The sequence below is a fragment of the Candidatus Zixiibacteriota bacterium genome, from assembly GCA_029860345.1.
Taxonomy (GTDB): Bacteria; Zixibacteria; MSB-5A5; order GN15; family FEB-12; genus JAJRTA01.
The window spans coordinates 25,048-41,676 of sequence record JAOUBJ010000021.1 but is presented as its reverse complement, the minus strand read 5'-3'; the positions used below and the strand labels follow the sequence as shown (position 1 = coordinate 41,676).

Annotated in this window: 13 protein-coding genes and 1 pseudogene; 12 read left to right on the top strand and 2 right to left on the bottom strand. The window is 54.8% G+C overall.

Annotated elements, in window-relative coordinates; genetic code table 11:
- Positions 1-201: 201 nt before the first annotated feature.
- The 5 genes from OEV49_16570 to OEV49_16550 all read left to right on the top strand — a co-directional run bounded on the left by OEV49_16570 (position 202) and on the right by OEV49_16550 (position 7,511).
- Positions 202-3,060, top strand: coding sequence for a choice-of-anchor D domain-containing protein (locus OEV49_16570; protein ID MDH3892679.1), 2,859 nt, complete (start codon positions 202-204; stop codon positions 3,058-3,060).
- A 254-nt stretch (positions 3,061-3,314) separates the two neighbouring features.
- Positions 3,315-5,429, top strand: a complete 2,115-nt coding sequence (locus OEV49_16565) for a glycoside hydrolase (GenBank protein ID MDH3892678.1) — start codon at positions 3,315-3,317, stop codon at positions 5,427-5,429.
- Positions 5,430-5,440: 11 nt separating this feature from the next.
- Positions 5,441-6,283 (top strand): hypothetical protein, encoded by an 843-nt coding sequence (locus tag OEV49_16560; GenBank protein ID MDH3892677.1) that lies wholly within the window; start codon positions 5,441-5,443, stop codon positions 6,281-6,283.
- A 126-nt stretch (positions 6,284-6,409) separates the two neighbouring features.
- On the top strand, positions 6,410-6,589 hold the full coding sequence (locus OEV49_16555; protein MDH3892676.1) for a hypothetical protein: 180 nt from the start codon (positions 6,410-6,412) through the stop codon (positions 6,587-6,589).
- Between the two features lie 61 nt (positions 6,590-6,650).
- Complete coding sequence (locus OEV49_16550) at positions 6,651-7,511, top strand: HAMP domain-containing protein (GenBank protein ID MDH3892675.1); 861 nt, start codon at positions 6,651-6,653, stop codon at positions 7,509-7,511.
- A 252-nt stretch (positions 7,512-7,763) separates the two neighbouring features.
- Here OEV49_16550 and OEV49_16545 read toward each other — a convergent pair whose 3' ends face one another.
- Both OEV49_16545 and OEV49_16540 read right to left on the bottom strand, forming a co-directional pair.
- Positions 7,764-9,350 carry a glutamate synthase-related protein gene (locus tag OEV49_16545; protein ID MDH3892674.1) on the bottom strand — a complete coding sequence of 529 codons (1,587 nt, stop codon included), beginning with the start codon at positions 9,348-9,350 and terminating at the stop codon, positions 7,764-7,766.
- A gap of 54 nt (positions 9,351-9,404) precedes the next feature.
- Positions 9,405-10,007 (bottom strand): annotated as a pseudogene (locus tag OEV49_16540) ((4Fe-4S)-binding protein).
- Between the two features lie 184 nt (positions 10,008-10,191).
- Between OEV49_16540 and OEV49_16535 the strand changes: the two are divergent.
- From OEV49_16535 to OEV49_16505, 7 genes are all read left to right on the top strand, one after another.
- A complete protein-coding gene (locus OEV49_16535; GenBank protein ID MDH3892673.1) occupies positions 10,192-10,668 on the top strand; it encodes an SRPBCC domain-containing protein in 477 nt (158 codons plus the stop codon).
- 113 nt (positions 10,669-10,781) lie between these two features.
- Positions 10,782-11,999, top strand: a complete 1,218-nt coding sequence (locus tag OEV49_16530; protein MDH3892672.1) for a carbohydrate porin — start codon at positions 10,782-10,784, stop codon at positions 11,997-11,999.
- 237 nt (positions 12,000-12,236) lie between these two features.
- Positions 12,237-12,881 carry a thermonuclease family protein gene (locus OEV49_16525; GenBank protein MDH3892671.1) on the top strand — a complete coding sequence of 215 codons (645 nt, stop codon included), beginning with the start codon at positions 12,237-12,239 and terminating at the stop codon, positions 12,879-12,881.
- Between the two features lie 282 nt (positions 12,882-13,163).
- Complete coding sequence (locus OEV49_16520; protein ID MDH3892670.1) at positions 13,164-13,718, top strand: RNA polymerase sigma factor; 555 nt, start codon at positions 13,164-13,166, stop codon at positions 13,716-13,718.
- Positions 13,705-14,148 carry a zf-HC2 domain-containing protein gene (locus OEV49_16515; protein MDH3892669.1) on the top strand — a complete coding sequence of 148 codons (444 nt, stop codon included), beginning with the start codon at positions 13,705-13,707 and terminating at the stop codon, positions 14,146-14,148. The genes OEV49_16520 and OEV49_16515 overlap by 14 nt, the downstream gene beginning before the upstream one ends.
- Positions 14,145-14,465 (top strand): heavy metal-binding domain-containing protein, encoded by a 321-nt coding sequence (locus tag OEV49_16510; GenBank protein ID MDH3892668.1) that lies wholly within the window; start codon positions 14,145-14,147, stop codon positions 14,463-14,465. Before OEV49_16515 ends, OEV49_16510 begins: the two co-directional genes overlap by 4 nt.
- A 95-nt stretch (positions 14,466-14,560) precedes the next feature.
- Entirely contained in the window at positions 14,561-16,612 is a 2,052-nt protein-coding gene (locus OEV49_16505) for an LTA synthase family protein (GenBank protein ID MDH3892667.1), read from the top strand.
- Positions 16,613-16,629: the final 17 nt, after the last annotated feature.

The following is a 16,629-nucleotide window of genomic DNA, read 5'->3' as shown; positions in this document are numbered from 1 at the left end:
TCAAGCGAAAAGTGGGCCAACAGGGCATGTTTTGCGCACGACTGTAAGAGTTCATTAGTTCGGCAAACGTCGGGCAACACTAATCCAATCCAAACATTGACGACACCGACTTTGTTTGTATATTGGTAATGATGGGAACGCCGTACCAACCGACTGTTCCCGAACTTCTCGTGTCTACAAACTGTAATAAGGAGTGTCCCGGTGAAAGTTGCACGAATATCAAAATCACTCATTATCCTCTGTTGCCTGACAATCCTGACAATTGCTCAATCGGATGTTGCCGACGCCGGTCGAAGAGATCAAGTTCTTCGAGGCAGTTCTCGCGCCTGGTCAATTGTAGCTACCTATCCGGTTCCGGAGGGAGCCTCAGGTTTGGCATGGGATGGGACCTGGCTGTATTGCGGCATCTATGGGTCCAATGGCGGTAACGTATATCAGATCGATCCTGCCGACGGCAGCTACACCCTGGCTTTCACCGGCCCGCAGGATGATGCTTTTGGACTAACCTTCGATGGGACATACTGGTGGACAACCCACCATCCCGGCTCCAGCTCCAATCCGGCCATTGCTCTGCAACTGGACGGCAGTGGCGGGCTGGTGTCGCAGTTCAATCTGCCCGATCACTACATGTCCGGCATTGCAGAAAATGCCGGAAGTTTTTGGGCGTCCACATACTATCCCGACCCGGCCACGATCTACCATCTGGATGGTGCCGGTAGCGTGATCAAGCAATTCACAGCGCCCGACAACCAGCCCTGGGACCTCTGTATGGAAAACGGGAACCTCTGGATGGCCGACTACTGGGGCGATGCTTTGTACAAAATCGACACCGCCACCGGCGCCGTGTTGGAAAGCAACCCCTCCGAAGGGGTCGATCCGGCCGGGATAGTATTCGATGGTCAGTTCCTATGGTATTGCGATAACGGCGTGGGTTCGTCTGAAGACTACTTGTATAAGATCGATCTCTCCGGCGCCGGGACGCCCGTGATAAATCTGCCGCTGGACGCGCACGATTACGGAGTGGTCACGGTTGGTGACACGGTGGGCTGGATCGCTACCATCGAAAACATCGGAACGGCCGATCTCACAATAGACGATATCACTTTTTCTGGCAGCGGTGACGTTTACTGCCCCACCGCTCTGCCGATCGTGGTGGGTCCATCAAGTCAAACGCTTATCGATCTAATATACGCTCCTCAGTCCAACGGTGACCTGGACGCGGTGGCGACCATTGAATCAACCGATCCGGTCAATCCGACCGTCGACATCACTCTCACCGCCAACTCCGTGAACCCCGGTCCCGACATCAGCTTGCCGTCGACCTCTCATGTATACAGTACGGTGCGCGGCAATGCCTTTACGCGCTGGGACATGACAATACTGAATCTGGGCGATGAACCCCTAACTATCAGTAACATTGTTTCCGACGACGGCAGTTTTGCCGTTGATGATCAGGTAGGATGGCCGGTTGTTTTGCCGGTTCTGTCTTCCACAGAGGTTGGGATATGGTTCCATCCGGTCATGGCTATCCCCTACAGTGCAACCTTGGCTGTTGTCAGCGATGACCTGGACGAGGATACTGTCTTCGTATCGCTATCAGGTAGTGGATTGATACAGGATTGGCCAATCGGCGAGTCTCTTTGGGCTCACCAAATCACCGGCGGTACGGACAACACACCCAAAGCAATAGTGTCTATACCGGACGTCACCGGCGACGCTGTGCCGGATGTGATAGTATGCTCCGAGGACTATTACGTGCGTTGCTTCAACGGCAATTCTCACGGCGTCCCCGATCTCATGTGGGAGCATGAGATCTATGGTGGCTCGGTATACTCGCAAAAAGGTGTCGGCACCATGGATGATATCGATGAAGACGGTTACAGCGACGTTGTGGTTGGATCAGCCTGGGGGGGAAGGCTCATCCGAGCGATATCCGGCAAAACCGGCACCGAGATCTGGACGCACGACACCCATGAGTATGGTGACGGCGGATGGGTGTACCAGGTCGACTGTAGTTATGACTACAACAACGACGGTTCCGTTGACGTCCTGGCAGCCGTCGGCAACGACGGCGCCAACACCGGCCCCAAAAGGGTATACTGTCTCAACGGACTATCAGGTGTGCCTATATGGGAATGCCCGTTGGGCGGCACCGGGTTCGCCGTGATCGGAGTCGAGGATTACACCGGCGACAACCGACCGGACGTCGTGGCCGGAGCTTCCAATGCCGATGAGAGCATCGGTAAAGCGTTCGGTATCGACGGCGTTACGGGCACTATCAAGTGGGAGTTCGTGGCGCCGGGAAGCTCGGTGTGGGCGCTGGCTCAGACTGGTGATATCAGTGAAGACGGCGCACCCGACGTTTTGGTGGGTGACTTCAGTTTCTCAGCCGGTCACGTCATCGGAGTGGAGACCAAAGAAGGCTCGGCTGTGTTTACGACCAGTGGTTTCGGAGGAATCACCGGCTTTGCCAGTCTTGACGATGTGAACGGCGACGGCTACCCCGATGTTGTCCCGGCCCATTTCGGTTCAATCGCCCAGGCCGTTGACGGCCTCACCGGCGCCGTAATCTGGTCACAGGTGGTGGCCGACAAACCGGCCACGACGGCGAAGATCACAGATGTCAGCGGTGATGGGATCGATGATGTTCTCATTGGCACGTTGTACACGAGTAACTACTGCTACTTTCTTGACGGCGTCGATGGTGAGGTTTTGCACTCACGCGACTTCTTCACGCCGGTCGATGGTATCGCAGCTATCCCTGACATCGTTGGCGATGGATCGATGGAGATGGTGGTCGGTGGTCGCGACGGAAGTCTTACCTGTTATTCGGGTGGCCTGGATGCGCTCTTGTTTGTTTGCGCAGATATCGACGGAGACGGCTCCGATCCAAACATTGCCGATTTGGTCTACCTGGTTGACTATATGTTCAATGGTGGTCCTGAACCCCCCGTGCTCCAGGCGGCCAACGTAGATGGCTTGAACGGGATCAACATAGCCGATCTGGTTTACATCGTCGACTACATGTTCAACGGCGGTCCCGCCCCAGTCTGCGAGTAGCAGGCCGATCACATCGCATTTTTGATCAATCCGTCCGACGGAAGAAATCGCTTGACAACGTGATTTCGTGGATATATGCTGATCGCAGCATGGGTGACTTTCCTCCACGTTAATCCCTCCTTTGATCTGGAACCTGTGCATGAACCATGTGATGTTCTGGGACGATAGTCTGCTCGACCCATAGTTGTGTTGGGGGTCGAATACTCACTGTCGGACACAGATCGAAAAATGGGCAAAAGCAAAGGAGGTCCCAAGTGTCAACAAGTCGCGACAACCGACAGACAAAGTGGAAACCACCGTCGGTCCCAAGATTCGAACGGGGGAGTGTGAGAAAAGCTTTCATCTGGATACTGCTGGCTCTTCTGATGTGCGCAACGATCTGGTTAGCAGCCTGCCGTCACGAGGACGATGAGGAGCCGAAGCAGGAAATGCGGGCAACAGAAGTGCCCAGCAATGTCTTTACTCTCCGCGATGAAGTTCTGGCTTTTGAGGCGCACGGGGAAGAGGGTGCCAGGTTCGATGCGGAACTGGACATCTCCGAACTAAGAAACCGGGTCGACAACATGGACACCGTGCTCCTGTTACAATACACACCGGATTCCCTCACTGAGCTGGCTCGCCTTCCCGATGGCGCCCGATTATCCGCGTCGTTTGTGGTGGGGCGGACGTATTTGGTTTTCGCGTTGCCTACCGACTTTTGGCCAAACATCTACTATGTATTGTGTCAACTGAATCAACTCCGAGCAGCGCCCTCACGAGTCGACCCCGGTTTTCTTGACCCGATTTGTTTGAGAATTCTTTGTGCGCCGGACCAGTTTTTGGGTAAAGACTTATATACGGAGTTTCCGGACCTGGAGCAGTTTCGTGACGAACTCGACTTTGATAGTATCCCGCTCGGTGGATGGGACCCAACGATGACGGGCGGTAGTATTTGTGACCGCTGCCTTGGCTATCGCCAGCCTGAGCCGGTGTTTCCGACGAAGAAATGCACGAAGCCGCCGCAGGGCACGCCGGCTGTGGTTAAGGTTATCAACATGATTCCAGAGACCTTCAGTAGCGAAACAAACCAGGACAGCGAGCCCTTTCTCACCGTCGATCCGACGGCGACCGATAGAATGGTCGGCTCGGCCTTTACCGTTAATCCGAACGGCTTCGGCACCGGGTTGGCTCCGGTCTTCATTACGACCGATGGCGGCGACACCTGGTGGCTTAACAACATCATTCCAAGTGACGGAGTGACGGGTGATATCACATTAGGAACTGTCGATGTGCCGAGGCGACTCTATGCCGGCATTCTCCGCCGGTCAGCTGATCTGCTGATGGACATACTGCGGACCAATGATTTTACCGGCGCTACTCCGATGGCTGTGCTCAGCACCCGGCCAGATGTCGATCAGCCTTTTCTCCAGGCAAAGAAGGTATCTCTTAACGATCGTGTGTACGTTGGGAACAACGATTTCAGTCAGCCCGGGGGGCGGACAGCGACTGTCGATGTTTCACTCGATGGAGGAGCCACCTTCAATTCGTTTGTGATTGAGTCGCGAGCCACCCTTGGGCAGGATGGTCCCTCGGTGCGACCAACAATCTCCGGCGATGGCACCGTGTATGTTGCCTATTTTGGATGGCGAAGTGTCGCAGCAGGCAATTTGATCACTTCCGATGTGGTGGTTGTCCGCGACGATAACGGCGCTACCGGTGCCACTCCCTTCCAAGACCTCCTAGGGTCAGACGGCCTGTCGGGAGTAAGAATGGCCGCGGGCGTGACCATCCCCTGGTCGAATGCGCAGACATTGGGATTCGAACGGATCGGTTCCACGCTATCGGCGGCTGTCCATCCCACAAACAGTGATATAGTCTACGTGGCATGGTGCGATCGGGTCGGTACCGGCGATATCTACACGGTACATGTGCGCCGATCGACCGATCGAGGCGTCAATTGGACGGGGGACCTGAGAACGATAACCAATGCCACTTGCTGTGCCGTGGCAATTGCCAACAACGGAACCGTCGGCCTCTTGTACCAGCAATACACAGGGAGCGGCTCCAGCAGCCGCTGGATCACCAATCTTGAGCAGACACGGGATGGATTCACCAATATGGAGACCACCAGGTTGGCTAATGTTCCCGGGAACCAACCGGCCCCGCAGTTCCTGCCTTACATAGGGGATTACAATTTCCTGCTTAGTGTGGGTCAGCAATTCCGCGGCATCTTCTCTGCGAATAACACTCCCGACCCGAACAATTTCCCCAGCGGGGTCACGTACCAGCGGTACCATGACTTTTCAACCAAAACACTGAAAGACGGCGGTGGGAATCCCGTGGCTATTTCCATTGATCCCTTTTACTTCAGTGTCCCGACCATGAGATAAGGAGACTGATAATGCGAATACCAATTTTGCCAAAAGTCACGGCTATAGCCTGGTTTGCGCTCCTGGCTCTCAATGTGTGCGTCGTCTTCGTGGCGTATGGCCAGGATATCAAGCCGGAATGGCTGAAGGAGTCAAACCCGGTATTTGTCGGGACCGTTCTGAGGCTCGGCGAATCTTCCGTGGCAGGAGTCAAGGCTTCTCAGAACACTGCGGTGGTGAAAGTCGATGCGCTGCTGTCAACAACACAGGGTGTTTCGATAGCCGAAGGGGATGAGATCACAATCGAATTAATTGATCCTACCCAATTCAGGATCGGCAGCCGCGCCACTTTTTATGCCGAGACCTGGGTTATGAGCAAGTCAGTAGCGGTCAAGGAACTTGGACACGAGCCGATGCAGGCTGCCCTTGTGGCTGCCTCGGTCGGACCTATGAAACAGCGATTACAGCAGGCCCGTCTGAGGAAACGGCTCGACGATGCTGAAACGGTTGCTCTTGGAGAGGTTGTCCAGATTCGGAAAGCCCTGACGGCCACCACCCAACGTCCGAGAATAACGGAGCACGATCCAAACTGGCAGGAGGCTATTATTCGAGTCGATTCCCTGTTTAAGGGAACGGCCGGCGTTGCGCAGTTGGTTGTTCGCTTCCCGGGTTCGCAGGATGTGCAGTTCTTTGGAGCACCCAAGTTCGAGGTGGACCAGACAGGTATTTTCCTGTTGCAAAGGGACGTGGAAACCGGCCTGCCCAAAGCTATGTTGGCCGGTGGCGAGGTGGATGCTTTTCTGGCGCGTCGCTCAGTCAATGTGATTTCTATTGACAGTCTGGCTGCGGTCAGAACAGCGCTGGGAAGACAATAAACTGCCGGCGACTATTCCCGGTTCATTGGAGCCAACATTGTGACTGTGCATTGCTCTGAATAGCCTTTAGTCGATACAAAGCCGGGACTTTGTTCGTCCCGGCTCTCCTGATCTCGGAGTCTAAAGATGGAAGGCAGCAGAGACCAGGCCAAGCCCGGCACAATTCAGGAAACATGGCCTGATCCGGCCAATTACGCTGTAAGCCCCCTGGAGTACGTATCCAGCCGGACATCCTGGGTACACGAACCGTTCAACCTCGCCCGGTCGAAGGCCGATATATTTAAGACTAACACATCCGGTGCCTAAACCGTGGTTGTGGAGTCAGGGCGGGGGTGTCTGGAGAATACCTGGAGAGACGCGATACACTATGAGCATACGTTCAAAACTACTTCTTGGCTTTGGATTGGCGGCTTTAATGTCCGGTTTTGTCGGTTACCAGTCCATCAATAAGGTCAAAGAACTCGCCAAGCCTCTAAGCCGCGAGATTCCGGCTGCGGCCGCAGAGTTGGAGCACGCCTCACACCTATTCAATGAAGCGCAGTTAATCCGATACTACGACGAAGTTCTCACACAATCGGCGAGGAATTTCGCATTTACCCAGGAAGAAAAGTGGGCCGACCGCTACGGCGACATGGAGCCGCTTCTGGATCAGTCAATAAAGCGTGCCATAGGCGTGGGTGATGAAACCGACCGGCAGTTTTTTGCCCAGGTGGACAGCGCCAATCTGGCTTTAGTGGAGATGGAGTACCGTGCCATCTCTCTGGTCGACCAGGGTCGGGCATCAGAAGCCGTGTCCATTCTGGAGAGTGATGAGTATTGGGCTCAAAAGCAATTCTACTGGAACGGCCTCAAAAGTTTCTTTGACAGAGTGGAGGTTCGAGACCATCAGGCCCACGATGTATCCACAAGAACAGTCGAGGCAGCCACGGCTCTGGCGCGATCCGGCGTGGAATCCAGCTTGCGCTCGATATGGATACTTATGGGTGTACTCTCAGTCGCCGCAGTTGTGATTGGCACAGTCATTGGACGGTCGATAATCCGACCGCTCAACCGACTGCGGAAGACGGCCATCGAAATCGCCGAAGGCAACTACAGCGCCAGAACCAACATCGTAGCCGGCGATGAAATCGGAGACCTGGCCGGCTCAATCGATCAAATAGCCATAAGCCTCGACAATGCAAAAGAAGACGGGGCAGCCTCCAAGCGCCAATTGGTTGATCGTCACTGAGTCGATCAACAATTCGCCGCGGTCAACTACGGGCGTGTTGCCAAAGCTCTGGTACGTATTGGTGCTGGGTGACCCCGCCCGACACAGGCAAGGCTACAAGTCGCTTCCTTGCGCTTGGCGCGGTGTCATTCAAGATCACGCTTCGCTATGAAATCCTCGGTTCCAGGTTCGTGACCGTCAGGCGAGTCGCCCGACGGCACCGGCAGTGTAGCGCACGTCAACTGGCGGCTCAGGCGGTCTTTCAACTAGCCCTCACGGGGGGAGTACACCGGCATACTTAATGCCGGTCAACGAGGCAACGTCGCGATTGAAGGTCGTAAGGTCAGTTGGGACGAACTGGCTCAAATGGGTGTGGCCACAGGCTCGGGCCAAAGCACTCATCAGGTGCACCGATGCATCAAGAAAACGGGCGAGACGGGGTGCAGCCTGATCGACCTGCAACCGATCTCGCAACTTCGGGTCCTGCGTGGCAATCCCGGCCGGGCACTTATTGCTGTTGCAGATGCGAGCACCAACACAGCCGATGGCCTGAATGGCCGCGTTGGAAACAGCCACACCATCGGCGCCGAGGGCCAACGCTTTGGCAAAGTCGGCCGGTGTCCGCAAACCGCCGGTGATGATCAGCGTAACGTGGTCGTTGCCTGTTTCATTCAGATGTCTGCGTGCCCGCGCCAGAGCCGGCATGGTTGGCACGGAGATGTTGTCACGGAACAGGAGCGGCGCCGCGCCGGTGCCGCCGCCGCGACCGTCCAGAATGATGTAGTCCGCGCCTGCCTCGATGGCGGCATCAACATCCTCCTCGATGTGCTGGGCCGAAAGTTTGAATCCAACCGGTATCCCACCGGTTCGTTCGCGCACCTGCTCGGCGAACTTCTTGAAATCGTCAAGTGATTCCCATTCCGGAAAACGGGCCGGCGAGATAGCATCTTCACCCGTCTTCAGCCCGCGCACCTGGGCGATTTTTCCGGTGACTTTGTTGCCCGGCAAATGTCCGCCGGTACCGGTTTTGGCCGCCTGGCCGCCCTTGAAGTGAAAGGCCTGCACTTTGTCCAGTTGCTCGAACGAAAAACCGAATCTGGCCGAGGCCAACTCATAGAAATATCGACTGTTGGCCGCCTGTTCCTCCGGCAGCATCCCACCCTCGCCCGAACAGATACCAGTACCGGCCAGTTCGGCGCCGGTAGCCAGGGCGACCTTGGCTTCATAAGAAAGGGCGCCGTAGCTCATGTCGGAAACAAAGATAGGTATCTTCAATCGAAGCGGCTTTTGCGCCCTGGGCCCGATAACCAACTCCGTCCCCACGGTAACATCCTCAAGTTGTGGCAACCAGGCTAACTGAGCCGTAACGAATTGCAGATCGTCCCAGGTCGGCAGTTGATATCGCGGTACGCCCATCGCTGCCATCGGTCCGTGCGAGCCGGTCTTGGTCAAGCCATGTTCGGCCAGGTGATGAATGTACTCGTTGTATGGCTCCTCCGGGTTTTTGAGAGCGGGAGCGCCGGTTGCTGTGGTATCTTCACTGCTGTTCTCTTGCTGCTTTTTGAACGAGGCGATCTCATCGAGCGACACCAACACTTCGTCCTTTTCAACCGATGCTGTGAACCGGTGCAGGCCGCCGCTGTTTGGATCCTTGTTGGCGCCGCTGATACAATCGTATTGCCAGCCGTGCAAGGCGCAGGCTAATGTCTTTTCGATCACGCTGCCATCGGCCATGCTCGCTCCATGATGAGCGCACAGGCCGTGCAGGACTGAGACTTCGTCGTCAAGTCGGACCACGACCAATTCGACGCCATCGACCTCTGCTTTCACCGGCGACCGATCCTTCAACTCGCTGAACACGGCTACACGAATCCGACCGTCATCCCGAAAGCTCGCGTACCAGTGGGAACCGTCACAAAACGGCTTGTTCTTGGACTGTCCGCAGCGACACAGCGCCCGGTGTTCGCACGAAACCCCCTCAAGCGTATCGACATCTTTAAGCTCGACACCGCCCTCAATCCTGAGCGGACCATGCGGTGTAACCCGAGCGGCCGGTTGTCGATCAAGATCACGGTGTTCGACTTCATCGATAGTATAACTGAGAGCGCCCGACGGACACTTCTCTATCGTCTCAATAATCTTGGCAACTTCGGCTCCGTCCGGATCGATCCATGGTTCGGTGCGCATCCGCCAGACCGAGGGAAGACCATCGGTACAAAAACCGGCGTGCGAGCAGATACCGCGATTGTCATGGATAGTGATCTTCTTACCGACGTAACTTTCCCGCCGATCGGGCTGACGATCATCCTTCTTTTCATCGGTCCAGCCAATCCGCTTGTGAGTTCCATCGCAATAAGGACGATTCCCTGTACCGCCACAACGACAGATTGCCATTTTTGGTTTGGCTTCAACCGGCCGGCCGTCCACGCCGACTAACGTCTCGAGATTGGAGACAAACAGCGGACCGTTCTTCTTACATTCGATAGTGGGCTTGGGCTTATTATCATCTGAATTCATAAACTATCCTCATTGATCGATTATGAGGCTATTAACAACCGACCAGAGGGCCAGGTTCCGCAGGCTGTCATGATTGCGTGAAAACTCCTAACCGAAGAAAACCTGCAACCCTGGCCCCGGCTCTTTTGTTATCAGCAATAACGAATCCTGTACCTGTAGGACAACTCATAAAGGAGTCCCAGAAATGGCCGCCAAGAAAAAACACGACTGGAGCCAATTCAGCATGAGGGTGGTTATCAAAGCCGCGCCCTCAAGAGTGTACAAAGCCTGGACGGAGGGCAAAGAGCTGGCGAAATGGTTCCCGGTGAAAGCAGAGTTTGAAGCACGCAAAGGGGGGAGAGTCTACTTTGAGTGGCTTGGTGATGACAAACTGGACACCACGGTTTTGGCCGTCAGAAAAAACAGCCTGGTTAGGTTTCCTTTCGGCAGCAAGGGTGAGAAGGTAGAGGTTAAGATCAACAAACTGGGTCGCGGCTCGATCTGCGAACTGCGCCAGTACGACATGAAGACCACAGAAGAGATGAAGTGGAGCATGCACATGGGTTGTCGCGACGGCTGGACATTCTTTCTGGCCAATCTGAAATGCTACCTTGAGCACGGTATCGATCTTCGCACGACGGACCCTAAACGTTGTTACAAGCAGGGCTATATCAACTGCTGACTCGCGAAAACCATAAAAAAGGGTATTGACATGAAGGTTTTAATCCACTATTCTCGGGCCGAAGACCTAATTGAAAATGAATCTCATTTTCACCAAAGAGAGAGCATTACGTTATGACCAGAAGTAAGTTGTTGTCAGTCAATTTACTAGCCTGTGTGTGTGTCAGCCTGATTACGCCGCTATCGTCGTCAGTTTCTGCGGCTGACGGCTCTGACTCGGCCGAACTGCCGGCGTTTGAAATCGGATTTGACTATACCGCTGATCTGCTATCGATTGTAGATGGCGGCGTGGAGCGGGGCACCCCCTATCTCCATTTGGTAAGGACCGAGTTTTCATCCGACTTGCATCAGCTAATCGGTGTGCCGGGGGGGGCTTTCTTTGTCTCAAGCCACTGGACCAGCGGAGGCAGTCCCTCCGAGTTCGCCGGTGATATGCAGGCGGTTAGCAGCTTAGACGCACATGATACCTGGAAACTGTATGAAGCGTGGGTGCAGCAGGAGATGTTGGATGGCGGGTTTTCATGGCTGCTTGGGCTTTATGATCTAAACTCTGAGTTCGATCTGGTGGACGAGGCCGGCCTGTTTGTACATGCCTCTTTTGGGATAGGTCCGGACCTGGCGCAGTCCGGTGAGAACGGTCCGTCGGTGTTTCCCACGACTTCTGTCGGTCTTCGCCTGAAGACACGGCCGGTCAGTTCTGTTACCGTTTTGTTGACTGCCCTTGACGGTGTTCCGGGCGATCCGGATGAGCACGATGGAACCCACATAACGTTTGAGTCGGGAGACGGTCTGTTTCTCGCCGGAGAAATTCAGTTTTATCGGCAGTCCGATGATATGTTCAAACTTGCCGCTGGAACCTGGTTATATACGAGCCGCACGGCGCACCTGCACGTCGAAGTGGACCATGGAGAAGTTCCCCGCAGTCGCAGTCGTGGCGGATATCTGCTCGGTCAGTTTCCGGTTTGGTCCGGCGGTGACTCGCAGTCAATCGTCGCCTTCTCACGCGTGGGTATGGCTTTGCCCGAGGTTAACAGACTTGGTTGGTACGCCGGAGGCGGCGTAACCTTGAATAACTTGCTGACCAGCCGCATTGGCAACACAGTCGGTCTTGGATATGCTGCCGCCGTCAACGGCAACGATTACAAACGTGTCTCGGAAGACAACGGTTCTCCGGTTAACGACTACGAGCTGGCCCTGGAATTAACAGGTCGGTTCGAGCTTAACCAGTACCTGACGCTTCAACCGGATGTGCAGTACATAGTCAATCCCAACTCCGATCCGTCGATAGACAACGCGCTGGCGGCCGGTCTGCGTTTCTCGCTGGCGTTTTAGTCGACACCTTTTGGTTGAGACAGGTTCGCAGGTCGATACCCCTGCCCCGAATGGCGAGAGCCACAGCTTGACTATGTCGTCCTGAGCGCAGTCGAAGGGCGAGGTATCGACAATCTGTGGGCGGTGTGTGGAGCCTGCCAAGTGGATGGTGTATGTCCTCACGCGCCGCCAGTACTCACAGAATCCAGTTGCAAACGTGGGCCGCTTAGTATAGGTTGCCGCCAACCGGAGGTGTATATGACAGGTTCTCTGAATTCACGGTGCACGTCGACTCGCCGGTCGAGCGGTCACGTTATTGCCCGTACACCATTAGTCTGTATTGTGGTAATACTGGCTTTGTTGACAGGTGCGAGTGGCTCCGATCTGCGCACCTACGAGGATGCCGATAGTGTCGTTTTTAAGGGCGTCTGGGATGGTGACACGTTCTATGCCACAATTCCGGGTTGGACGAAGATAATTGGCGACAGTATCAAGATCAGGGTGCTCGACATAAACTGCTTGAAAACTGCACCCTCGCAGGATTCCACACACCCTGGGAAGCAAGCCAAAGCCTTGACCCAAAAAGTGCTTGATAGGGCGAAGGTGATTTCGCTGAAGGAAACCCAGCGAGGAGAATCCTTTCGGGTGGTCGCCAAGGTTTTAGTGGACGGCGAAGATCTCGGAGGGATGCTGGTCGACAGCGGGTTTGCCATAGAGTGTGATCAAAAGTGTAGCCGGTTCTTTGTCTATGCAACCCCGAATAGCAAGGCATACCATTTAATAAGCTGCTCACAAGGTGGGGAGAGTCAGAACAAGAAACGATTGACCATTGAAGATGCGCGCGGTGGGAATCTGGAATCCTGCTACTACTGCAACCCGGACAGATTTGTGGGCGGCGATTGATCACCCGACCGGTTTCCCGCCTTCTCGGGACTGACAGAGGCGAGGCCGCGCCCGCCCATTGACTCCGCTCTGGGTGACGAGTGCCGCGCGAAGCGCAAAGATGCGATTTATCGCCTGCGACTCCGCTCTGGGTGACGAGCGCCGCGCGAAGCGCGAAAAAGTGGCCTGCCGCCCCGTGGCGAAGCCAAAAGACCCATTTATCGCCCCCGCAAAAAAACTTGCAGAAATGTCTGAATATTCCCCAAATTGTCCGGTATGACCACTGAAGGGAAAGATAAAACGATGGATACCGACATGGCCCTGGTGATGGACATCAGAAAAGGTGATAAACAAGCCCTCGGCAAACTGGTCGAACGGCACAAAAAATCCGCCTTTCGAATCGCCCTTGGACTGGTCGGCAACAAAGATGACGCCTTCGATATCTCACAGGAGGCGTTTCTCCGCGTCTACAAGTCGGCCAAGACCTTCGATACCAAGCAGCCGTTCCAACCCTGGTTCTACACCATAATCGCCAATCTCAGTCGCACCTGGCTGCGTCGTCGGTCACGCCGCGAGAACCGAATGGTCGATGTCGATGACGTCTCCTGGTTGCTGGTGGATAATCGGACGCCCGAGCAGGCCGTTATCAAAAATGAAACAGTGGCAAACCTTCGCCAGGCGCTGAAGGAGTTGTCATTCGATGATAGAGAGATTATCACACTACAGCATTTTCGCTGCATGTCGTATGAAGAGATTTCCGACCTGTTGTCAATCCCAAAGGGGACGGTGATGTCGCGGCTGTATTATGCACGAAAAAAACTGGCTGGTCTGATGAGGCAGAAAAATGGTGAAGAATAGACGGGAACTGCTCGCCGGGTATGTCGACGGCGAATTATCAGACGAAGACAAACAGGCGTTCGAGGCCGAACTGGCGGCTGATGCCGAACTCCGCGAGGAGTTGGAGGAATTCAGAAAACTGCAGGAGGTTACCGGCATGGTGCAATATGCTGATCTTCCCGACGAAGTATGGGATAACTACTGGCACTCGATCTATCGGAAGACAGAGCGTGGATTCGGTTGGATTCTTTTGTCACTGGGCGCAATTGTTCTGCTCTGTTTTGGGCTGTATGAAGCCATGGGCGAACTATACACTGATCCGGAAGCGCCACTTTGGCTGAAGGTCGGGCTGACGGCCGGCGGGGTCGGGTTCATATTTCTACTTGTGTCCTATGCGCGCGAACGGTTATTTGCCTACAATCGAGACCGCTACAAAGAGGTAACCAAATGATTGTCACCAGTTGTGAAAATGTCGCCGGCAAGAGAGTTGTCAAAACTATCGGCTTGTGCAGAGGTAATACGATTCGGGCACGCCACATCGGTCGCGACATCGGTGCGATGTTCCGCACTATCGTGGGGGGAGAGGTCACAGAGTACACCAAACTGATGGCTGAATCCAGAGAGCAGGCTTATGATCGGATGATCGATGATGCCAAAGCGAAAGGGGCTAACGCCATAATCATGGTCCGATACTCGACCTCAGCCGTGATGCAGGGAGCCGCCGAGTTGCTCGCCTACGGCACGGCTGTAGTGGTCGAAGACGAATAACCTGCAGTTCAATGCGGGAGCAAACAGCCACGCAACTCCTGATCGTTGATACAGCCGTCACTTGACTTGCGATCCTCACGCCGTTAATTCCCTGTGTGAATAGAGCCGGCGACAGAACGACCGGCGCCCTGGCGGCGCTGCTTCCCTCGCGATCATTCGTTCAGATTACCCTGTGTTACCTGTTAACGCTGGTTTTCTTTGCTATTCTGCGCCTGATTTTTCTGCTTCACTTCAGCGGGCAAGTAGCCGGGGAGTCGTTGGGGGAAATTCTGGCCGCTTTTATGGTTGGTCTCCGCTTCGACCAGATAATCATCCTGTATTGTCTCTTGCCACTGCTACTGGTGACACCGTGGCTAAATTCATCCAGGCGATGGTTCCGCTTGACCATCGGTAGTTACCTCTGTGTCGTTTTCGGCGTTGTATTCATACTGCTGCTATCCGACATTCGCTTCTACGCGAACTTCGGCTCTCATCTGAATTTTCTCTTCTACGAGTACATTGATGAGGGCGGGATCTTTTGGTCCATGGTGTTTTCAGACTCCGGCTTTACTGCATCGATTTTGATCTGGATAGTTCTAACGGTGCTGTTCGCATATCTAATTATGCTCTTGATGCGCAAGACAGATGGTATGCCCAACCGCCGTTCGTGGGTCGGTCAGGTTGGTTGGACAGTTGTCTTTCTCGCCCTGTTCTTCCTGGGCATCAGAGGGCGTACCGGGTTGGCGCCCATCGATTGGGGTGAGGCGTATTTCAGCCATAACGCTTTTCTGAACCAGTTGGCGCTGAACGGTGTCTATACCCTGGCCCGCAACTACACCGAGCGCGATGGTGATCTAAGGCTCTCCACTATGACCGAGCAGGAGCGGTTCCCCTTTGTGGAGACGGCTGAGGCAGGCAACACGTTGACGGAAATGATGAGGCGACCTAACGAGGTATGGACCGACCGCCGACGGGAATTCAGTCGGTCGACAATATCCGCGCGTGTCACACCCGCACCCCGAGTCAACGTGATTATCGTGTTGCTCGAAAGCTGGGCGGCCAGGAACACAGGTGTTCTTGGTTCAAAACACGATCTGACGCCGCATTTTGATTCAGCGGCCGGACGCGGCACGCTCTTCACACACTTTTTTGCCAACGGTATCCGCACCAGTTTTGGGTTACCCGCCGTGCTCGGTTCATATCCATCGTTGCCGGGACGAAGTATCATGGGACGTTACGATGCACCGCACCCGTTCAGCACAGTTTCGGAGATTCTTCACCAACGTGGGTACTTCAACGCCTTCGTATATGGTGGTGATCTGGCTTTTGACAACATCGAGGGCTTCTTCACCAATAAGCAGTATGATAGATTCGTTGGGGAGAAGAATTTTGCAGGGCAGCAGACTTTCTCCAAGTGGGGTGTGCCGGATCACGTTCTGTTCGAGCGAGCAGCGGCCCTGATAGATTCCTTGCCGCGTCCATTTCAGATGACTGTCTTAACGTCATCGAATCACGAACCGTTTGATCTCCCCGATTCATCGGTGCAGATGTTCTTCGACGACGCCGATAGTTCCAAGCTGTTTAATGCGCAACTCTACGCCGACAAAGCGTTGGGCCTGTTCCTAAAGAGCCTTGAAGAGAAGAGAGTGTTCGACAGCGCTATCGTTGTTCTAACCGCCGACCACGCTCGTTACGACGTCAGTCGTTTGGTGCTGGACCCGGAGACCTTTCGCATTCCGCTGCTGATTCTCGGCCCGCAGGGGATGATTCAGCCCGGTCGCGTGATTGACGCCGCAGGATCGCAGGTTGACATATTGCCGACCATACTCGACCTGCTTGGCGGTAAGTATACACACCGAAGTTGGGGGCGAGACGTACTTAGTCTGGCCGACGATGATCCGGGCTTTGCTATGATCAACGCGGGGGATAGGATCGGATGCGTCACGCGGGATTACTTCTATCTCGAGTGGTTGGGCAGGCAGACCTCCCTTTATATGTACGACTCGCTTGGTGACAACACGGCAGATATCAGCCAAGTCAAACGGGAGCTGTTCGCCAAACTACAAAAGCGCACCAGGGCTTACATGCAGCTTGCCGAACAGCTGTCGCAGGTGGAAACGGCCCCTCCCGCATCGACTGCAGATAGCCCCGACGAAACCAGGTTTTGACAGGTGATACAGTCGAA

Bases quoted from the DNA above. Each gene is read 5' to 3' on its own strand.
- OEV49_16530 (MDH3892672.1), top strand. From the start codon at position 10,782: ATGACCAGAAGTAAGTTGTTGTCAGTCAATTTACTAGCCTGTGTGTGT.
- OEV49_16520 (MDH3892670.1), top strand. From the start codon at position 13,164: ATGGATACCGACATGGCCCTGGTGATGGACATCAGAAAAGGTGATAAA.
- OEV49_16550 (MDH3892675.1), top strand. From the start codon at position 6,651: ATGAGCATACGTTCAAAACTACTTCTTGGCTTTGGATTGGCGGCTTTA.
- OEV49_16535 (MDH3892673.1), top strand. From the start codon at position 10,192: ATGGCCGCCAAGAAAAAACACGACTGGAGCCAATTCAGCATGAGGGTG.
- OEV49_16555 (MDH3892676.1), top strand. From the start codon at position 6,410: ATGGAAGGCAGCAGAGACCAGGCCAAGCCCGGCACAATTCAGGAAACA.
- OEV49_16515 (MDH3892669.1), top strand. From the start codon at position 13,705: ATGGTGAAGAATAGACGGGAACTGCTCGCCGGGTATGTCGACGGCGAA.
- OEV49_16525 (MDH3892671.1), top strand. From the start codon at position 12,237: ATGACAGGTTCTCTGAATTCACGGTGCACGTCGACTCGCCGGTCGAGC.
- OEV49_16560 (MDH3892677.1), top strand. From the start codon at position 5,441: ATGCGAATACCAATTTTGCCAAAAGTCACGGCTATAGCCTGGTTTGCG.
- OEV49_16510 (MDH3892668.1), top strand. From the start codon at position 14,145: ATGATTGTCACCAGTTGTGAAAATGTCGCCGGCAAGAGAGTTGTCAAA.